Consider the following 16,686-nt stretch of genomic DNA (forward strand, 5'->3'; position numbering starts at 1 on the left):
CAAAGGACGAAGAGAGCTGACGCTTCTCGCGGTACCACCTTTGTTTACACCGGCAGAAAAAATCCCAGCGTACACTCAAGTGACCATAACGGGGTCTGCCGGCTTTTACTACTAACGAACAGGCGTTCACAAAAGCAACTCCGGGGCGACCTTCCATCCTTACATCCAAGAAAGCCTTTCAGCAAATGGCCTTCCTCTCTGGTGGGTTCACGATGTACTCTTCCCCATCACGGTTATTAACTATCGTTATTTTACTCTAAGCCTTGGCAACTTTCAATAGGCAGACGCACAATCTTTACATTCATCATCGTCTGGATCTGACTTTCTTATACTCTTCTTTGTTAAAATGCCTTCCCGCATATCGTACACATCGGTGGCAAACCGCACTCCAATTGGGTCATGGGTTGCCACGACGACGGTTTTTCCTCTCAAAAACCATTTGTGCAAGTGGGAAAAAATAAGGAGGCTGTTTTCAGGATCCAAGGAAGCAGTAGGCTCGTCAGCAAATAAAACAGCCGGATCCAACATCAGCCCCCGGGCCAATCCTACACGCCGCTGCTCACCACCACTCATTTGAAAAGGCAGATGGTCGATCCGCTCCTTTAATCCCACCTCTTCCAAAAGGGCACGTCCTCTTTCCACTTCTTCTGTGGTTACGTTTTTCATCAACGCTAACGGAAGTAATACGTTATCAAGAGCCGATAACGTTGGGTGAAGTCTCGGGTACTGATGGACAAAGCCGAACGTATGTAACCGAACACGAGCCCGCTCCTTCTCCGTCTGTACTTCGTTTCCATTTAAGAGCACCTTTCCTTCCGTTGGTTCCTCTAACAAACCGAGCACGGCCAACAGCGTCGACTTTCCACTCCCAGACGGTCCAGTAATGACGGTAAACGTCTGTTCACGAACAACCATGTCAGCCCTTTTAACTGCAGTGACCACGTGATGGCGATCCAAGCGATACGTTTTTTTCACATTGGCACGAATCATCAACTCTCACCTTCCCGCACCATCCGATAAGGCTTTTGCTTGTAAAGGGATCGCAGACACAGACCAGAACCGAATAGGGAAATCAACATCGTTACTGCCATTGTGATTCCTCCTTGAAAAAACAAATCCGTTTTTTTAGGTAAAACAAGCGGAAGCTCACTCCAGGCATACAAAAGCGTCTGGTGATCGTACAAGAGACCGAGACTTGCACAAATCCCAATCACAGACCCGGCACCTGTGACTACAATCACTTCATACAAAATGAGCTGAACGGACTTCCCCGTTGGAATCCCCATCACCCGGTACATCCCGATCTCCTTTTTCCGCTCGGTTAACATGGCAGAATACAAGGTAATCGACTGAAGCATATTCGTCACGACCACAAGACCGATTAAGGCATAAACTACATTTCGGAGGGGACGCACGTACGAGGCCACCTCTTTTTTGACACCCGAACCATAATGAACGTTCGTTTCCGGAAAACGGCGGGTAATAGCCCTTCCAATCTCCGTCACACGATCAGCTTCTGCTTTTACAAAAATAGCTGAGATCGCATCTTCTTGGATGTGTACATCGAGCACCTTGTTTTTAATCATCTCATGGGCACTCCCAAGGGTCATGTAGATGGTTTCGTCCACCTTTGTCCCTGTCGGAAATAACACATTTTTCACAGCAAAAAGCTTATAGAACAGCTTCACCTTCTCTTGTATAACCTCATCTTCCACATGAAAAAGAAACCGATCTCCACCCGCTTTGGTACCAATCACCACTTCCCCGTCCTCCAGCGGATCGGATTTCACCATAAACGAAGACAAAGTAAAGTCCCGACTAGGATCAAAAGCGACGATCGGAAAGTCTCCTTCCGTCCCGCAACAAATAGTGGAAACCGTAGACAAATAGAGTTCAGGCGCTACCACCTCGACGCCCTCCAATCCTTCTACAAAAGGCAGAAGCTCATCGCCCGGTAGCACGTGGCGTCCGTAAGGCTCGTTCACATCTTCTTTTGAATGAGTCACAATCAGATCCGCACCGACTCTCCCTTCTGTCGTTTGCACGCTTTTTTCTATGCTGTTAAGAAAATAGACACTTGAAAATAAGATGAAGGCGGTCAGGGCCGTTCCTGCCATTAGCAAAAGAGTTCGGCCTGGATTTCTCCGCATGTTTTGCTTTACTACATGCCATTTATTCATCCCAGTCAGTCGTGATCTTTAGCCATGATGATGCGTACGACCTTTACCCCGAGCCACCCTAAGCAGCCAAGCCACATGAGCTCGTAAAACACAAATGGTGATGATAACATGGACAATCAATCCTTTCCATCCTTCTTTTTCCTTAGGGTGTTCAACCAAAGGCTTCCTATACACACTTGAAGTGCCTAGTGCATAAACTGACAGCAAACAGTGTACGGAAAAAAGGAGACGATCGTATGTCCAAACCGTTTAGTCGAGTACGTCTGCCTTTGTGGGGACGAAGAATCATCGATGCCTTTTATCAATGCCTCTTGCCCATCATCTTCTTTCAACTGATCCGCACCCTTTTGTTCCCGAGTACGTTTGATGTCATCTTACTTGCGACTCTCGCCATCTTCTATTTTTCAACAGCCTATGGTTGGTTTCAATAACAAACGAGCGACCTGAAGTTCATTTGGGAAGCTCGTTTTTTGTTTTCACTTAACACGACACAAGAAGATGGAGGATCCTTCGACTATCGGAAGATCCACTTATTTTTCGTTTGTCCGAGTTATTCCACGTTTGATCCACTTATTTTTCGTTAGTCCGAGTTATTCCACGTTTGATCCACTTATTTTAATTTTAGCTGAGTTAGCTCCTCCAGCACCTATGCAACTCCACCCAAATAGCCCCCCAATCCCAAACAAAAAAGGACGATCCTCACTCGGATCATCCCCATTGTTGGTCTTCCGGTTCTTCTCGAAACAACGTCTCCTGCAACCGATGAACCCTGTTCAACGAAAGGATCCGTCGTTCAAGGTGCGTCACAAGCTGAAGCTGCGTTTGTTCCCTCTTTTCGTTAAGGTATAAGTCCACAGAATGAAAGATACTCTCAGGGAACGACAGGTAGCTCATGAGCAAATGACGCTCTTCATCAAACAATTCGAAATGCCGTTCGTACGTGCCTAGCCAATGAATCCCTTCACTCGTATCCCAAGGCCGCGTTTGGAAATAATGGCGAAATAGAATCGCCAAATCTCTCGCCGGCGTATCAAGCACGGCTCTTTCAAAGTTTAAGAAGTACCCTGATCCGTATTGATCAAACAAAACATGACTCGTGTTTAACCGCCCATGACATAAGACGCTTCGAAAGCCTTTTTTCTCTTTACAGATATCCACCCACGATGAGAGGTGCTCTTCGGCCGACTCCGCCATTTGCACCATTCTGTGGAAGTGGGTGAGAAACGTAAGCTCAAATGGGGACATGTACTGATGCGTCTCAATTTTGTCCGCGAACCTTTCCATTTCAAGCCGTCTGAGTTCCCACCGGCGTTTCAGCGTATCAAAGCTTTGTTGAATCACGTCTTCAGAATACTCCTGATTTTTCTCCGTAAGACCATGCAACTTCGCAATTTCCTCTAAAATGACATCTTCTTTACTCACCGGGTGTGTAAAGCGCTCCGTGTTTTCATACCAAGGCATCAAATAATACGCTGCATCGCCCCGACGGACGAGATAATCACCGTACTTTGTGGGTATGATCGGCACAGTGTAATGAAAGCCGATTCGCTCCAATCGTCTCATCACATGAATAAACCAATCTCCCGCTCCCCTGTCCATCGCCGTTTGCTTTAAGGCAAACACACCGTGATTGGTGTACACTTTGCGCACGTTGCCAAAGGTCTCCATTCGCTCGGGGTAAAGATCATAGTGAAAAAGAACGGAGCCTAAATGATCGAACGTCTTTGTGGTCGTCAATTGGCCACCTTCTCTCTTTTTCCATCAAGCCACGTACTGATTGTCGTCACAAGAGCCCTTGACTGTTCCCACGTGTCATACATCTCTTCCAAAAGGCGCGTCGACTCCTCTTTCGTCTTCACATAACGGAGCTTTTCGACCGTTTTAATAAACTCCCATGGTAAGACTGCTTCTTTTAAGAGTCGCATCATGATGGCATCATCAAAGCTTTCCTCTTCTTTAAGAGCAGTCAGCAGCCGATTGGTGCTCTCTTTTCCGTATACGGATACATATTCTCGTAAAAAGAACGTAATGGATCGGTAGCCAACCTCTGGCGTTTGACCAAGAAACGACCAAAACAACTGTCCAAATATCTCTTTCCCATTTTTAACCGACCCAAGAGGATCGATGATCGGACATTTTTCAAGAGAAGATACTGGCAAGCGCTCGGCTTTTTTAAACCTCGTAATCGCTTCGTCCATCGTCTTTTTTAGAATCGATTGAACGATAGGGTCAACTGTTTCAGGTAAATCTACGACTGCATGTTTAATCACTTCTTCCGAGAGATGCGTTCCTTTTGCATCCCGCCAATCCATGGTATAGCCTGTATTGATCACACCGGCGATGAGGCTTGCCAGCTCCTCTTCCCTTCCTTGATATGAAAAAAGGGACGTGACCTCGTCGTGCAAGGTCAGCCACCCCTTTGTACAAAGGAAAGACATTTCGTGATCTTTCGTCCGAATCATTCTGTTTGTAAGACAAATGCCTTTGTTATCCAACGCTTCTCGCCATTGAATGTGCCAATTCATCGTATGATGGTTTTCCCACCATTTGATCGTTTTGACACCTTTCTCTGTTCGAAACGTTTCCCCCGGAACAATCCACTCTCCAACTGAGAAGCCGTACGCTCCTTTTATTTGTTCAAGTTCAACCATAATCGTCCCCTCCTATGAAGAGGTAGGTGATGAAATTCGGTTAGGAATGTAGAGAATTTGCCCTTCTTCTACACGCTCTTCGTTCAATCGATTTTGTCTCATAATCTGACTTGAAGGAATCTTGTAACGAGCCGAGATCGTATCCAGAGATTCCCCCGCTTGAACGATACACATGCGAAGTCTCGTAAACGCTTCTTCGTCATCTCTCGCAAGCACCTTCGTGAGGTAAAGAGCATTCTCTTCTTCTCTTGTACCGTACGTTTTTTCTTCCTCTTCGGGCTCCTTTTCAACCTCTTGTTCTTCTTCCACTGCTTCATCCTGATAGGCGTTTGCGGTATAGCGCATATCATTAGCATGAGCATACGCATACACGTCTTCCTGTTGTTGCTCCTGCTCCGCTTCTTCTTCGTAAGAATCCTCTTCTTGGGCTTCTGCATAACGGTTTAAATAAACCACAGGCTCTGAAGCCTCTTTTTCCTCTTCTGCTACATCTTCCCCGCGCACCTCTTGAACCTCTTCTTGTTCTTGAGGTCTCACCGATTCAAAATGGAAGTCTCTCGCCTCTTGCTCCGTTTCTTCTTCCGTTTCATCCACATAGGATTCTGCGCTCGCAAACTCTCCTCGCATACCACTAATGGACACGTCTGCTTGAAGTTCAATACAACCGTTCCCTGGCAAGTCATAATCAAAGGAGTCTACATTTACATAGACTTGATCCACGTCCTGAATTCGGCTTCTCGGAATTGTTACATCAATTGGAAACGGATGACGTATGGTTCCTAACCCTTCATCTGATACACGCACTTCTTCAATAGAGCGAAAAGATACTTGCTCAGACAGACTTGCGTTTCGCTGTTGCTGGTCTTCATCCACTTCATTTCCGGGGCTGTACTCTCCTGTTAAGACCAAATTCCCTTTTACCGTGACATAGTCCTCAGTCTCTTGAATCGTAATATCCGGATCCAATGATAATGAAAGCACGCTGTCGATTTCCTGGCCGCGATTCAGCCACACTGCTTCCTGAATCGAAAATGATAAGGTTGACGCCTGTTCATTGGCCACACGCTTCTCCTCCTTTTATAGAAAAAACTCTCTTTTTCCGCTTCGCTCTAGGGTGTTCATTCTTTGTCCACCATGAATGAAAGACTCGCCATTCATACGTTACAACTCTATGAGGAATGAGGGGGATTTATGCATTGTTTGTTAGGGTGAACAGGTTGGAGGGGCAATTGACGTGGCAGGGGGCATCATTCCCTTAATGAACAAAAGCGTAAGCGCCTTGGTCACGAGCGATAAAGAAAACTTGGCATTATGCTCTAAGTACAATTATTTCATCATCAGATTGAAGCCGCTCTTTGGCTTCAGCTGATGGAATGAAATGACCTCGAGCTCTTAGGCGCTAGCTCTAGATGCGGAAGAGGTACAACTAAAAAAGGTATTCACATGGAAGGAGTAATACAATTCCTACACAAGCACAAAACCATCCGGAGAATCACTTCTCCGGATGGTATCCTGTTTTAATTAAACAGTTACTTCTACAATGTTATTCTCATCATTCAATAAGTTTGAAAGCTCTTTTTCATTAACTTCAAACCCGCCCTCGCGGTATCTATTTTCTACCAACGATGCTTCAACTTTCGTTCCATTTACCTTTAACGTTTTTTCATCTGCAGCTTTGTTCATTTTAAATGTTACCGGCTTTCCGTTTACCAGGAAGTCAACGGTTACACCATCGTACTCATCAGGCAAAACAGGGTCAATTACGAGGTTTCCGGCATTTCTGCGAATTCCGAGACAGTTCGAGATGAGCTGGTTTAAGTAAATTCCCGGCCCGCTTGAATAAATGCGCCACCCTCCTTTAACCTTCACATCACCACTTCGCAGACGTCCGAATTGTTCCTGGGCTTCATATCGATTGTTGAATTGCCCGTCTGAACTACTAAAATACGCGTTGCTCTGACGGCGTTCTGCGTTTGGAACAACATCCTGAATTCCGACAGGATTGATTTTAAACAGACTCTTCCATGCGTCTTCCTTCTTACCGAGCTTTGCCATTGCCTCCACATAACGAATGTGGGCATGGACATATTGGAGGCCAATTTCTCTTCCGAAATTCGCTGCCTGCTCGGCACGTTTAAAGTGCTTGCTCACACCACCTTCATAGTGGGCGGGGCGATTCATTAACCTTACTCCATCCGGGCATTCAAATTGTTCTTTAATCAAGTTGTACTGTTTTTCAGCCTGCTCCTTTGATACGAGCTCACCAATCATACTTCTCGTCATCGGAAGAAGGCGATAATGAATGCCGGTTACATTGTCTTCCGGATGAACCATGAGCTTAGGGTTCTCTTTATCTTCCATGTACAGGAACCCGGGAATAATTCCATTACCCATTCCCAGCATGTATTTGTTAAAATCTTCTTCAATTCCAGTCACCAGTTCCTTAAGTTCCCCTGCTTCTTTATCATTTACACCTTCCAGTGCTTTTGAAAGCTGGTTCATTACCTGATAAGTAAGAGAGACAGTCCAGCTGCTTACCATGTTTTTCTTAAGTTTGGCATTCGCAGGCTGTAGCGTATCATCCCAGTCACCATCCCCATAGGCAGACAGATGAGTGTCATGGAGAAAATGAGATTTAATATAGTCAATCTCTTTTTTCGCATGCTCAAAAATCGTTCCCTCATGTTCAGTAAACGTAAACACTCCACGTTTTACATAAGGTACTTTTTCCTGAAGGATACCACAATCCTTTGTCACGGTTAAGTAATCACTTAATACTTTCAACGGCCATACAATGATGTCGCCGTGACTTTCTTCACTTTGAATATTGTAGTATTTATCAAACATGAACCACTGAGGCCAGTTTCCTGTATCTTCATACTGGTGGGAATAAACCTTTTTAAGAATATCTTTGACCACATCATATTTTTGCATCGCCATAAAATACTCCGTTGGTCCCTGACACACATCACGGGTTCCCCAGGCTGCGCCACCATACTGCTCCAAACCGTGAGGAACCATGTAGTGAACAAGCATGTTGTGGGTATACCACCAGACGATGGTGTTCATTTTATTAAGCTCTTCATGACCTTCCTTCTCCATGTTGAACCCATTCATAAGATCACTGAAGAAAGCACGGTATTTTTTGCTTTCTGCCTCTACATTTCTGAAGGACTCGGGGCGGTCACCATCGTGAAGGAAAGCTTGAACGAGAACGGAAAGCTCCGGAGTTTCACTCGTTTTTGTAACGACCAGAGACGCTGATTGTGTAGAAATGTTATCTCCCAGCATCTGCTCATTTCCGGAGACAACTTCAGCTCCTGAAAAGCTCATTTTATAGGCAAGCTCCGGATAAACCTGTGTACTTTCAGCATTGCTTCCTGCTGTGAACGTCAATGATTTTCCGTTATCACAAATCTCAAACTGTGAGTCATATTCATTGTTGCTCATTGTCACCTGGCTTGTAAGCATATACCGGTATGCTTTTCCACTGCCGGACCGAACAGTAAGCGTTACGTCAGGTGCATCAACGGTAGTGAAGTTTGTGACTTCAAATAGCTCTTCTTCCGTTTTATAATACCATCGGCAGTAATTAAATCCGATTTCAAACATTGACGGCATTCCGAGGAGCCGGTACTTGCCACCAAATTCTACATACATTCGCTGACCGGATGTTTTCATTACATTCAACGGATTACGCGCCTGGGAAAGAAGCTTGTTAAACGTTGTGTTGCCAATAACAAGCTGAGCATTGAACAGACCATACATATAAGAGGTGGTTGATAAAGTTTCCGAACGAAAATCCGTGCTCTGGCCACTCATAATGATATGACCGTGAGGACGCTCTGTAATCAATTCCTTTTCTTTCAGTACAACATGCTCATGTGTATCAGTGAAAAAGGAAAGCAGCTGGTTACCCTCGTACTCTTCGTGGGAACGGTTCGGAAAAAGGCTTTTAATTTCCTCTTCTTTCATAGAAACTGTTTCAAGCGGTTTTCCAAATTTCGAAGAAAGCACCGCCCTTTCAACAGATACACTTTCAGTCGAAGCTTCCTCCTTTTTCATCAATTCATTCCATGCTTCTAATACCTCTCCGGAAAACTCCAGGCCCGATACAGCTTCAGAGTGGTTTTCCTTAAACAGTCCGTAAAAAACAACATGAGAAGAGCCTGAAAGAGACAGTTTTTCTGACTGAAGTCCCGTAAAAGCAAACTCATACTGGTAAATCTCATTTGGAAGGCTGGTTCCTTTTAGAGCTGCAGGCTCATTCGTCTCCTTATAGCTGAGCCCGAAAAATTGAAAACCATCAGTAAGATAACCTTTTGCACCCGTAAGAGCTCCCTGTTGCAGGTAGGGAAAACCAGTAGACTGTCCCTGGTTCTGCCGTGAACAAACAACATATCCTTTGCTGTCATCTTCAAACACTTTATGATCAATGTACTGGGACAGATAGGCTTCATTGTTCCGAATAAATCCTTTGTCACCAATCCCCACGTCCTGGGTATAGATAACATCTGCTTCAATCCCTTTTCCATTAAGGTTTACCTGCCAGAACCAGACCCCTTTCTCTGAAAGACGGAAAGTCACATTATAATCCACACCTTCAAAATCACCTGTCCATGTAACAGCCTCTTTAGTAAATGAGACTGCACTGTCAGACTGAATGCCCAGCAGAGGGGTGTACAAAATCTCTTTGTCTTTGAAAATACGAAGAAAGATATTGTTCATCGACCCGTCAATTGGATTCGACAGCCATTGATTGACCATCAACTGATGATAAGAGGCTTGAAACAAATCACCGCTGTTTAAAAACGTGAATGTGTAATCCCCGGCATTTATATCGAACGATGTTTTCACAATCTGATTTTGGTTTTTTGTCTTTGTCATTTCAGGTCCCCCTGGTTATTTAGTCAATTCAAGTTCAAATGCTGCCGTTTTCCCATTTTCACTGTCCGTTCCGATAAATACAGTGAATGAACCTGCATCACTGCGGTAACCAAGGTCCGAGTGGGTATAACGCAACATCGTTTCATTTATTTTAAATGTGATTTCCTGTGATTCACCTGACTTCAGGAACACTTTTTTAAACCCTTTAAGTTCCTTTAAAGGACGGACAACTTCGCCAACTTCGTCCTTGATGTACAGTTGCACTGTCTCTTCTCCGGCATACTCTCCTTGGTTCGTTACAGTAACCGTTGCCCTTATCGACTCGTCAGACCGGACCACATTGCCCGATAAGCTTAAATTACTGTAGAAAAAGCTTGTATAACTTAACCCGAAGCCGAAAGGAAACAGAGGTTCATTAGGAATATCCAGGTACTGGGAGACGTAACGCTCTCTAATGTGCGGTGCTTTTTGCGGCCTTCCTGTATTAAACCTGTTGTAATAGACCGGTACCTGTCCGACAGCATAAGGGAACGACATGGTTAACTTACCTGACGGGTTCACTTCTCCAAAAAGAAGATCCGCTACTGCGTCTCCTGCTTCTGTTCCCGGGTACCACGCTTCAAGCAATGCATCAGCCTGGTCTGTCACACCATGTAAATCAAGTGGTCTTCCATTAAAAAGAACAACGGCTACAGGTTTGTTGAAACGTTTCAATTTTCGGACAAACTCCACCTGTGCCAAGGGTAACATAATGTCGGCGCGAGATCCGCCTTCCCCGCTCATCTCTGATCGTTCGCCGAGTGCGGCAACAATAACATCTGCACCTTTAACTGCCAGTTCAATTTCTTTCCACTGCTCTTCGGTTACTGCTTCTTCGATCCCGCAGCCTGCAGCAACGGAAACGTTATTTGCTCCAATTTTCCTTTTCATTCCTTCTTCCATGGTTACCGCTTCATCTCTCGGGCCTTTCCATGACCAGGGCCCTAACACATCACCACTTGAAGCAAACGGTCCTACAAGTAACACCTTCTGCTCTTTTCCAAGTGGCAGAACACCTTCATTTTTCAGCAGCACGCACGACTTTGCAGCAAGATCTCTTGAAAGCTGCCGATGCTCCTTGGAAAATACAAGTTCTTCCTCCAGTTTTACGTCAGCACCCCGGTGAGGTTTTTCAAATAACCCGAGCTTGTCTTTCAATGTCAGGATCCTGAGAACGGCTTCGTCCACAAGACTTTCTTCCAGCTGTCCTTCTTCCATCAGTTCCTTTAGATTATTTGCGTAGCAGGCGGTCATCATCTCAATATCAACACCGGCTTCGATGGCAAGCTTTCCTGCCTCTTTCTCATTTGAGGCTGTCCCATGGGGAATAAGTTCCTTTACTGCACCCCAGTCAGAAATCATCACCCCGTCAAAGCCCCATTCATCACGGAGAATGTCCCGCATCAGTCTTTTGTTGCCAGTGGCAGGGATCCCGTCGACGATATTAAATGCTGTCATCACCATTTCACAGCCTTCATCAAGCGCTGCTTTGTAGGCTGGAAGATACATCTCCCGGAGCTGCCTTTCAGACATATCTACGGAGTTGTAGTCTCTTCCTCCTTCTGAAGCTCCATATGCCGCAAAATGCTTCACACATGCTGCTACCCGGTGTAAATCTTCCTTCAGGTTGTCTCCCTGGAAGCCTCTTACAAAGGCTTTGGCAAATTCACTGTTGAGGAATGGATCTTCCCCGGTTGATTCCATCACACGTCCCCAGCGAGGGTCCCTAACGAGGTCTGTCATCGGTGCAAACGTAACGTGAACACCTGATACAGCAGCTTCTTTTGCTGCAGCCTCTGCGCTTTTCTCTGCAAGGTCAAGGTTCCACGAGCAGCTTATGCCTAACGGTACAGGGAAAATGGTTTTATAACCATGAATGATATCTGCCATCATTAACAATGGGATACCAAGGCGGTTTTTCTTTAAATGAGCTTCTTGTATGCTGCGCACTTCCCCTGCTCCCGAGGCTCCAAGTACAGAACCGCTGTTAATGATCGTTTCTTCTTCAATCCCCAGGTCTTCCATAGGACCAGTTATTTCCCCCCGCTGGGCTGCCCCTTCGTAGAAGAAACCTGCAAGTTGCATCAACTGAGCGATTTTTTCATCCTGCGTCATTTGTTCAAGAAGCTGTTTTACATCGGTTTGATTCATCAGCACTCACGCTCACTTTCCGTCAGGCCAGGTATAAATACAGTTAACTCATTATCCACCTTGGCATGTTTGTTCGACCGTATTAGATAAGTGTCTTCTTCATCTTTTTTAACCGTATAAGATTCATGTGAAAGGATCGTTTTGTCTGTTTTGATCCTGATTCTGTCTTCAGCCTGTGTGAGGCGAAAGCGTATTCCATCAGGCTCAACTCCTGCTATTTCTGCAGTGGAACTGACAATGTTAACATCGGCATACTCTACGTTATACGGGAGCATAACTCCTTCTTTAGCATGCAACTCCACTTTTTCACCGTCAAAAAGGGATAATCCGTCTTTATATACAGTGAATTTTTTATCAAATCCATCAAGATTCAGTAGGTGAAGAAAACGTTCCCCAGCATCGTTTTTAACTGAAGTCATAAAGATTCCATGTTCCCTGCAGTCGTGGGTGAGTCCAGGCTCTGCTCCGAGTCGGTGAACACATTTTTTAAAGAATTCAATATCGCATGTCATTGCCGCGGCAATAACGACTGCTTTTCCTGCGCCTGCCTCTGTTTCGAAGCCGGTCACATGACTGGTTCCGTACACAGTGAGAATTGGATCACCACTTTCCAGTTCAAGTGCCTGGGCAAAATGAGTTCTGATTTCACCCATTTGTTCAGCCCATCCTCCTGAGGCAACAGAAAGATAAAACCGGTGGTCTCCTCTGTGTTCCCCGATGACAGTTGCTCCCAGGGCATCAGCCAGCACCGAACAATGATGCCCTTCCATATCAAGCTGAGGTACTTCACCGTAAAGGAGGAGCCTGCCACCATCTTCAAGATAAGTAACGAGTTTGTCCTGAATGTCCTTGGCCATGTACTTTGCAGAAGGCAGGACAAGTACAGGTATGTCAGCAGGGCTGAGAGGTTTATTTTGAACATCTGCGGAGGTGAAACGGAAGTTTGCGAGTAGCAGAGCTCTTCCCAACGCTTCCCATACATTCCCCGCTCTGTTTTTTTCAAGGTTTTCTAAAAGGTCCTGTGTCTTTTTACTTTTGGGATAGCGGTACTCTGTCATGTAATAATCAGGAATAAATCCAAATGTGACTTGGTCCCGTTCTTCATTCATCGCTGCCAGTTTGTCAGATACAGCCATAATCGCTTTCATGGACTGCGCCATCCTGTCAAAGGTGTAATTGAATTCCCCTTCAGGACTGACTGGTGCTGCAAATCCGTGCCGCTCACCTGTAGAGGCGATCCGGTTGTTCCCATCAAATTCAGGAACATCGAAGCGGCCGTTCCTGCCGCCGCAGAATAAATAATAGTTCAGCAACCGGTTTCCCTGAGCAATACACATCCGTGCTTTAAAATCAGCAGCTGAAGGGTCGTAGCGTTCCCCGACCATCTGACCGAAATTACCGTCACCGCAGTTAAACTCAACAGATGTAAGAGGTTGGTGCGGAAGGTTGACGGCTTCCATAAAGCCGTTAATTAGATAGAGATCCTGAAAAGTATTCATATCCAAATCACCAAAGTAAATATCAGACCCTGCAAGCAGATCTTCATCCTGAATATAAGACTCATAGAGTTGACTGATACCAATCGGATAGGTAAAGCCGCGTCCCCCACCTGTACCATGGATATTTACGATATAGGGAATGTCCTTCACATCACTCTTTTGTGCATAGTCTTTTAAAGTGGCTATATACTTCGCAAAACGGTGACGCATAAAGTAGCCCAGGTCCTTTTGCAGGTACAGAACGTAATCTTCTTTTGGCGAACGAACCGCTTCCACAGCAGCTTTAAGGTTACTAAGATCAAAGGGGTATCGCTCTCGGAGTTTTTGAGAATCATAGTTTTCGTGAAGCCACTCTCTAAAACCGGTGATCACGTTTTCTGTAAGATCCGGAACATTACTCACCCAGGAAAGCATGCCGACTTCATTATCCAGCTGAAGGGCAATGATTGGCCCGCCATGCTGATAAAGACGAGGCCGGAGGATCTCCATTACGTGGTTGTACCATTTTCTTGTCTCTTCCAAAAAACCGGGGTAGAGATAATCAAGGGTTGGAGTCGTTACTTCTTGTCCATCCCATCCAACAGGAACAGACTCCGGGTGTTTTTCATAAACCCAATACGGGATCCCTTCGTTTTTCATTTCCGCCATGATGAAAGGACCTGGTCTTGCAAAAAAGTACAGCCCATTCTCGTGGCATAGATCGATAAATCCGGCGAGGTCAAGTTCTTCTTTTGTTTCTCCTGTCAGATCGACTTGGCCTTCTGCCGGCTCATGGCACAGCCAGGGTATGTAGGATGCCACTGCATTTCCCCCAGCCATTTTCAGTTTATCTATACGATCCTGCCAGTCTTTTCGATCCAGCCGGTAGTAGTGGATTTCTCCGGACAGGATGATTTGAGGTTTTCCGTCAATGACAATTTGCTTGTTTGTAATTTCAATCAACGTTGCTTCCTCCTCCATTGGCGTTTATCTTTTTCTATAGTCCATAAAAACTTCTCAACCCTAAATGGACTTTACGCGCCCTTCGTTATCAGCTGATATGCCAGGTGAACACATTTTACGAAAAATCTACTTTTTCTGCTTTTTTAAAACCCAGGAGGTCTTTTCCTTTTTTGACGTGCTTGTTTTTCATAAACAGTTCCCAGACCAGTCCGGAACGATGGTTTTCGATCATCAGCAGTGTAATGCCTTTATCAATCCCGATTACCCTTTTTGCATACCACTCCGGGTTCACATCAAGGTTATAAGCATCGTTAAAGCCGTATTTACCCCAAAGCTTGGGGTGATTTTCGTAAAAATAGTGCAGAGCTTCAATGGATTCTCCCGGTGTAAACACAATCGATCCCCCTGCCGCTGCCGGAGCGACTGTACCGTCGTTTTTCACCTTTACGTTCTCGTGATACGGTGGTGCTCCCGGCCCGCAGTAACCCTGAGGTCCTTCGCAGGCTGTCAGTCCCCAAGATTTTTCATGGAGCGTTTTCAACCCATCGGGATTATCACACGCGTACTGTTTTTGGGCGAGGGTTGCCTTGACGGAATTATCGTACCAGTCGATTCCGTCTTTATCTTTAAGTCCCCTGAACTGAAACCAGGCGTGGGAAAATTGATGAGTGAAAAGCTGGCCGCCGGGTGAGTTATAAAACTCATACTCTCCATAGCTGCCTTTTTCCCGTTCAAAACCATCATAGATTTTCTCCGGTACCGGATGGGTAGGGGAAGCAACACCCAATATATACTGAGTCATCTGCTCTGCATACATATTCCAGTGACCAAATCCGCCTGTATCTTCGTTATAGCCCATATAAAACCAGTTATTATCCTCGTCATAATACATGGTCCAGTCAATACGCTCATAGATTTCATCTACAATCTCTGCAATTTCCCCGCCAAAGTATTCGGCAGAAGTAATGGCGCCGTTCAGAAAAAGCGTTGTATCAATAATGGAAGGACAATCGTGATAGTGTTCATATTTTTTAGCTGTTTTCATGTTAAGGAAGTGATAAAAGAATCCTCCCACATGCTCCACGTTGTTCCGAAACGTGATCAGTGTTCCTTTGGTCCGTTCATATCCCTGCTCTTTCGTAATCCAGTTACGCTCAATTCCGATAATAAGAGCGGTAAGACCGAAACCGACAGAGGCAATACTCGCCACTTCCTTGCTATCCTCACCCGTCTTATCGAGGATCAGTCCGTAACCGGGGCTGTCGGGATCAGTGTTTGCTTCATCATAGAAAAAGCGGAATGATCTTTTCGCTTCCTCTTCAATAAGATTATTAAATGTCATATTTTACACTCCTAACGGTTGTAACTCTATTCACCTGCGATACCTGAACGGTCTACACCTTCAACAAACCATTTTTGTGTAATCAGATAGATAATTAAAAGCGGCAGAATTGTAAGCATCGTACCTGCCATCTTTATGCCTTCATTTATTGAACTTCCTCCGCCTTCACCTCCACCCTGGTTCATCTGTTCAAAGGTTGCTACAAATCTCTGAAGTTCAAGTGGAAGAGTGGTCATGGCGTTGCCAAAATAAATAGATGCCAGATAGGTTTCATTCCAGTACCAGACAAAGGAGAATAAAAACGAAATGATAATGGCCGGTCCTGCCATTGGGATGGCAATTGTCAGAAAAATCCTTGCCTGTCCCGCCCCGTCAAGCTGGGCTGCTTCCTCAAGGGATTGGGGAAGCATTTTGAAAAATTGATAAAAGATCAGGATAAAAATCGCACTGTTAATTCCCTGTCCGAAAAGTGCAGGTAAAATGAAAGACATGACACTTCCCAAAATACCAATCTCGTTAAAGAAGACATATTGAGGAATCATCGTTACCTGTGGAGGAATGATAAAAGTCGCAAGAACAAGACCAAACAGGATCCTTTTTATTGGAAAGTCAAACCTTGCAAAGCCGTACCCGACAACTGCCGCAACGACAGTTTGAATGAGTGCAGGCAGAGCGGTTACGTACAAAGTCTGTCCGAAGGTTGGCAAGAAGTTAAGGACACTTAAAGCCTGTTGGTAATTATCCAGATAAAGTGTCGACGGAATCCAGTTAACAAGCGGATTTAAGATGTCATCCAGACTTTTCAGGCTGTAGGACCCCATATAAATCAGAGGGTACAAATATACAAAGCCGATTCCGATTAATAGAGCATAAACGATGAATTTCATCATCAGCCCATCTGAGCCATGCGTGCCAAAAAGCAGTTTTTTGCTTTTGTTTTTGTAGTAGGTTTTGTTCCCCCGACGAATTTTTGCAACGAAGCTTGTCATGTTTGT

Annotated in this window: 11 protein-coding genes and 1 other annotated feature (1 of these 12 running past the window's edge); of the genes, 1 reads left to right on the forward strand and 10 read right to left on the reverse strand. The window is 45.1% G+C overall.

Annotated features, from left to right (window positions below; all coding sequences use genetic code 11):
- Window positions 1–240, reverse strand: a binding site (T-box leader); it reaches 1 nt to the left of the window's first position.
- A 33-nt stretch (window positions 241–273) separates the two neighbouring features.
- Together G476_RS22005 and G476_RS0113275 are read right to left on the reverse strand one after the other, a co-directional pair.
- Window positions 274–990: an ABC transporter ATP-binding protein gene (locus G476_RS22005; RefSeq protein ID WP_051314798.1), complete on the reverse strand. Its 717-nt coding sequence runs from the start codon at window positions 988–990 to the stop codon at window positions 274–276.
- Window positions 990–2,180, reverse strand: coding sequence for an ABC transporter permease (locus tag G476_RS0113275; protein WP_084405740.1), 1,191 nt, complete (start codon window positions 2,178–2,180; stop codon window positions 990–992). Before G476_RS0113275 ends, G476_RS22005 begins: the two co-directional genes overlap by 1 nt.
- 236 nt (window positions 2,181–2,416) lie before the next feature.
- Here G476_RS0113275 and G476_RS22010 point away from each other — a divergent pair, with 236 nt between their 5' ends.
- Window positions 2,417–2,611: a hypothetical protein gene (locus G476_RS22010; RefSeq protein WP_051314799.1), complete on the forward strand. Its 195-nt coding sequence runs from the start codon at window positions 2,417–2,419 to the stop codon at window positions 2,609–2,611.
- A gap of 277 nt (window positions 2,612–2,888) precedes the next feature.
- Here G476_RS22010 and ysxE read toward each other — a convergent pair whose 3' ends face one another.
- The 8 genes from ysxE to G476_RS0113325 form a co-directional block, all read right to left on the reverse strand.
- The gene (ysxE, locus tag G476_RS0113290; RefSeq protein WP_026690531.1) at window positions 2,889–3,917 is read right to left on the reverse strand and encodes a spore coat protein YsxE; all 1,029 of its coding nucleotides are present in this window, start codon (window positions 3,915–3,917) and stop codon (window positions 2,889–2,891) included.
- A complete protein-coding gene (locus tag G476_RS0113295; RefSeq protein ID WP_026690532.1) occupies window positions 3,914–4,831 on the reverse strand; it encodes a hypothetical protein in 918 nt (305 codons plus the stop codon). Before G476_RS0113295 ends, ysxE begins: the two co-directional genes overlap by 4 nt.
- A gap of 12 nt (window positions 4,832–4,843) precedes the next feature.
- Window positions 4,844–5,893: a stage VI sporulation protein D gene (gene spoVID / locus G476_RS0113300; protein WP_026690533.1), complete on the reverse strand. Its 1,050-nt coding sequence runs from the start codon at window positions 5,891–5,893 to the stop codon at window positions 4,844–4,846.
- A 459-nt stretch (window positions 5,894–6,352) separates the two neighbouring features.
- Entirely contained in the window at window positions 6,353–9,718 is a 3,366-nt protein-coding gene (locus tag G476_RS0113305) for a GH36-type glycosyl hydrolase domain-containing protein (RefSeq protein ID WP_051314800.1), read from the reverse strand.
- A gap of 15 nt (window positions 9,719–9,733) precedes the next feature.
- On the reverse strand, window positions 9,734–11,908 hold the full coding sequence (gene bglX, locus G476_RS0113310) for a beta-glucosidase BglX (RefSeq protein ID WP_026690535.1): 2,175 nt from the start codon (window positions 11,906–11,908) through the stop codon (window positions 9,734–9,736).
- On the reverse strand, window positions 11,908–14,349 hold the full coding sequence (locus tag G476_RS0113315; protein WP_026690536.1) for a beta-galactosidase: 2,442 nt from the start codon (window positions 14,347–14,349) through the stop codon (window positions 11,908–11,910). Before G476_RS0113315 ends, bglX begins: the two co-directional genes overlap by 1 nt.
- Window positions 14,350–14,464: 115 nt before the next feature.
- The gene (locus G476_RS0113320) at window positions 14,465–15,691 is read right to left on the reverse strand and encodes a glucoamylase family protein (RefSeq protein WP_026690537.1); all 1,227 of its coding nucleotides are present in this window, start codon (window positions 15,689–15,691) and stop codon (window positions 14,465–14,467) included.
- 26 nt (window positions 15,692–15,717) lie between these two features.
- Window positions 15,718–16,680, reverse strand: coding sequence for a carbohydrate ABC transporter permease (locus tag G476_RS0113325; RefSeq protein WP_051314801.1), 963 nt, complete (start codon window positions 16,678–16,680; stop codon window positions 15,718–15,720).
- Between the last annotated feature and the right edge of the window lie 6 nt (window positions 16,681–16,686).

Source organism: Alteribacter aurantiacus DSM 18675, assembly GCF_000429705.1.
Classification (GTDB): domain Bacteria; phylum Bacillota; class Bacilli; order Bacillales; family Salisediminibacteriaceae; genus Alteribacter; species Alteribacter aurantiacus.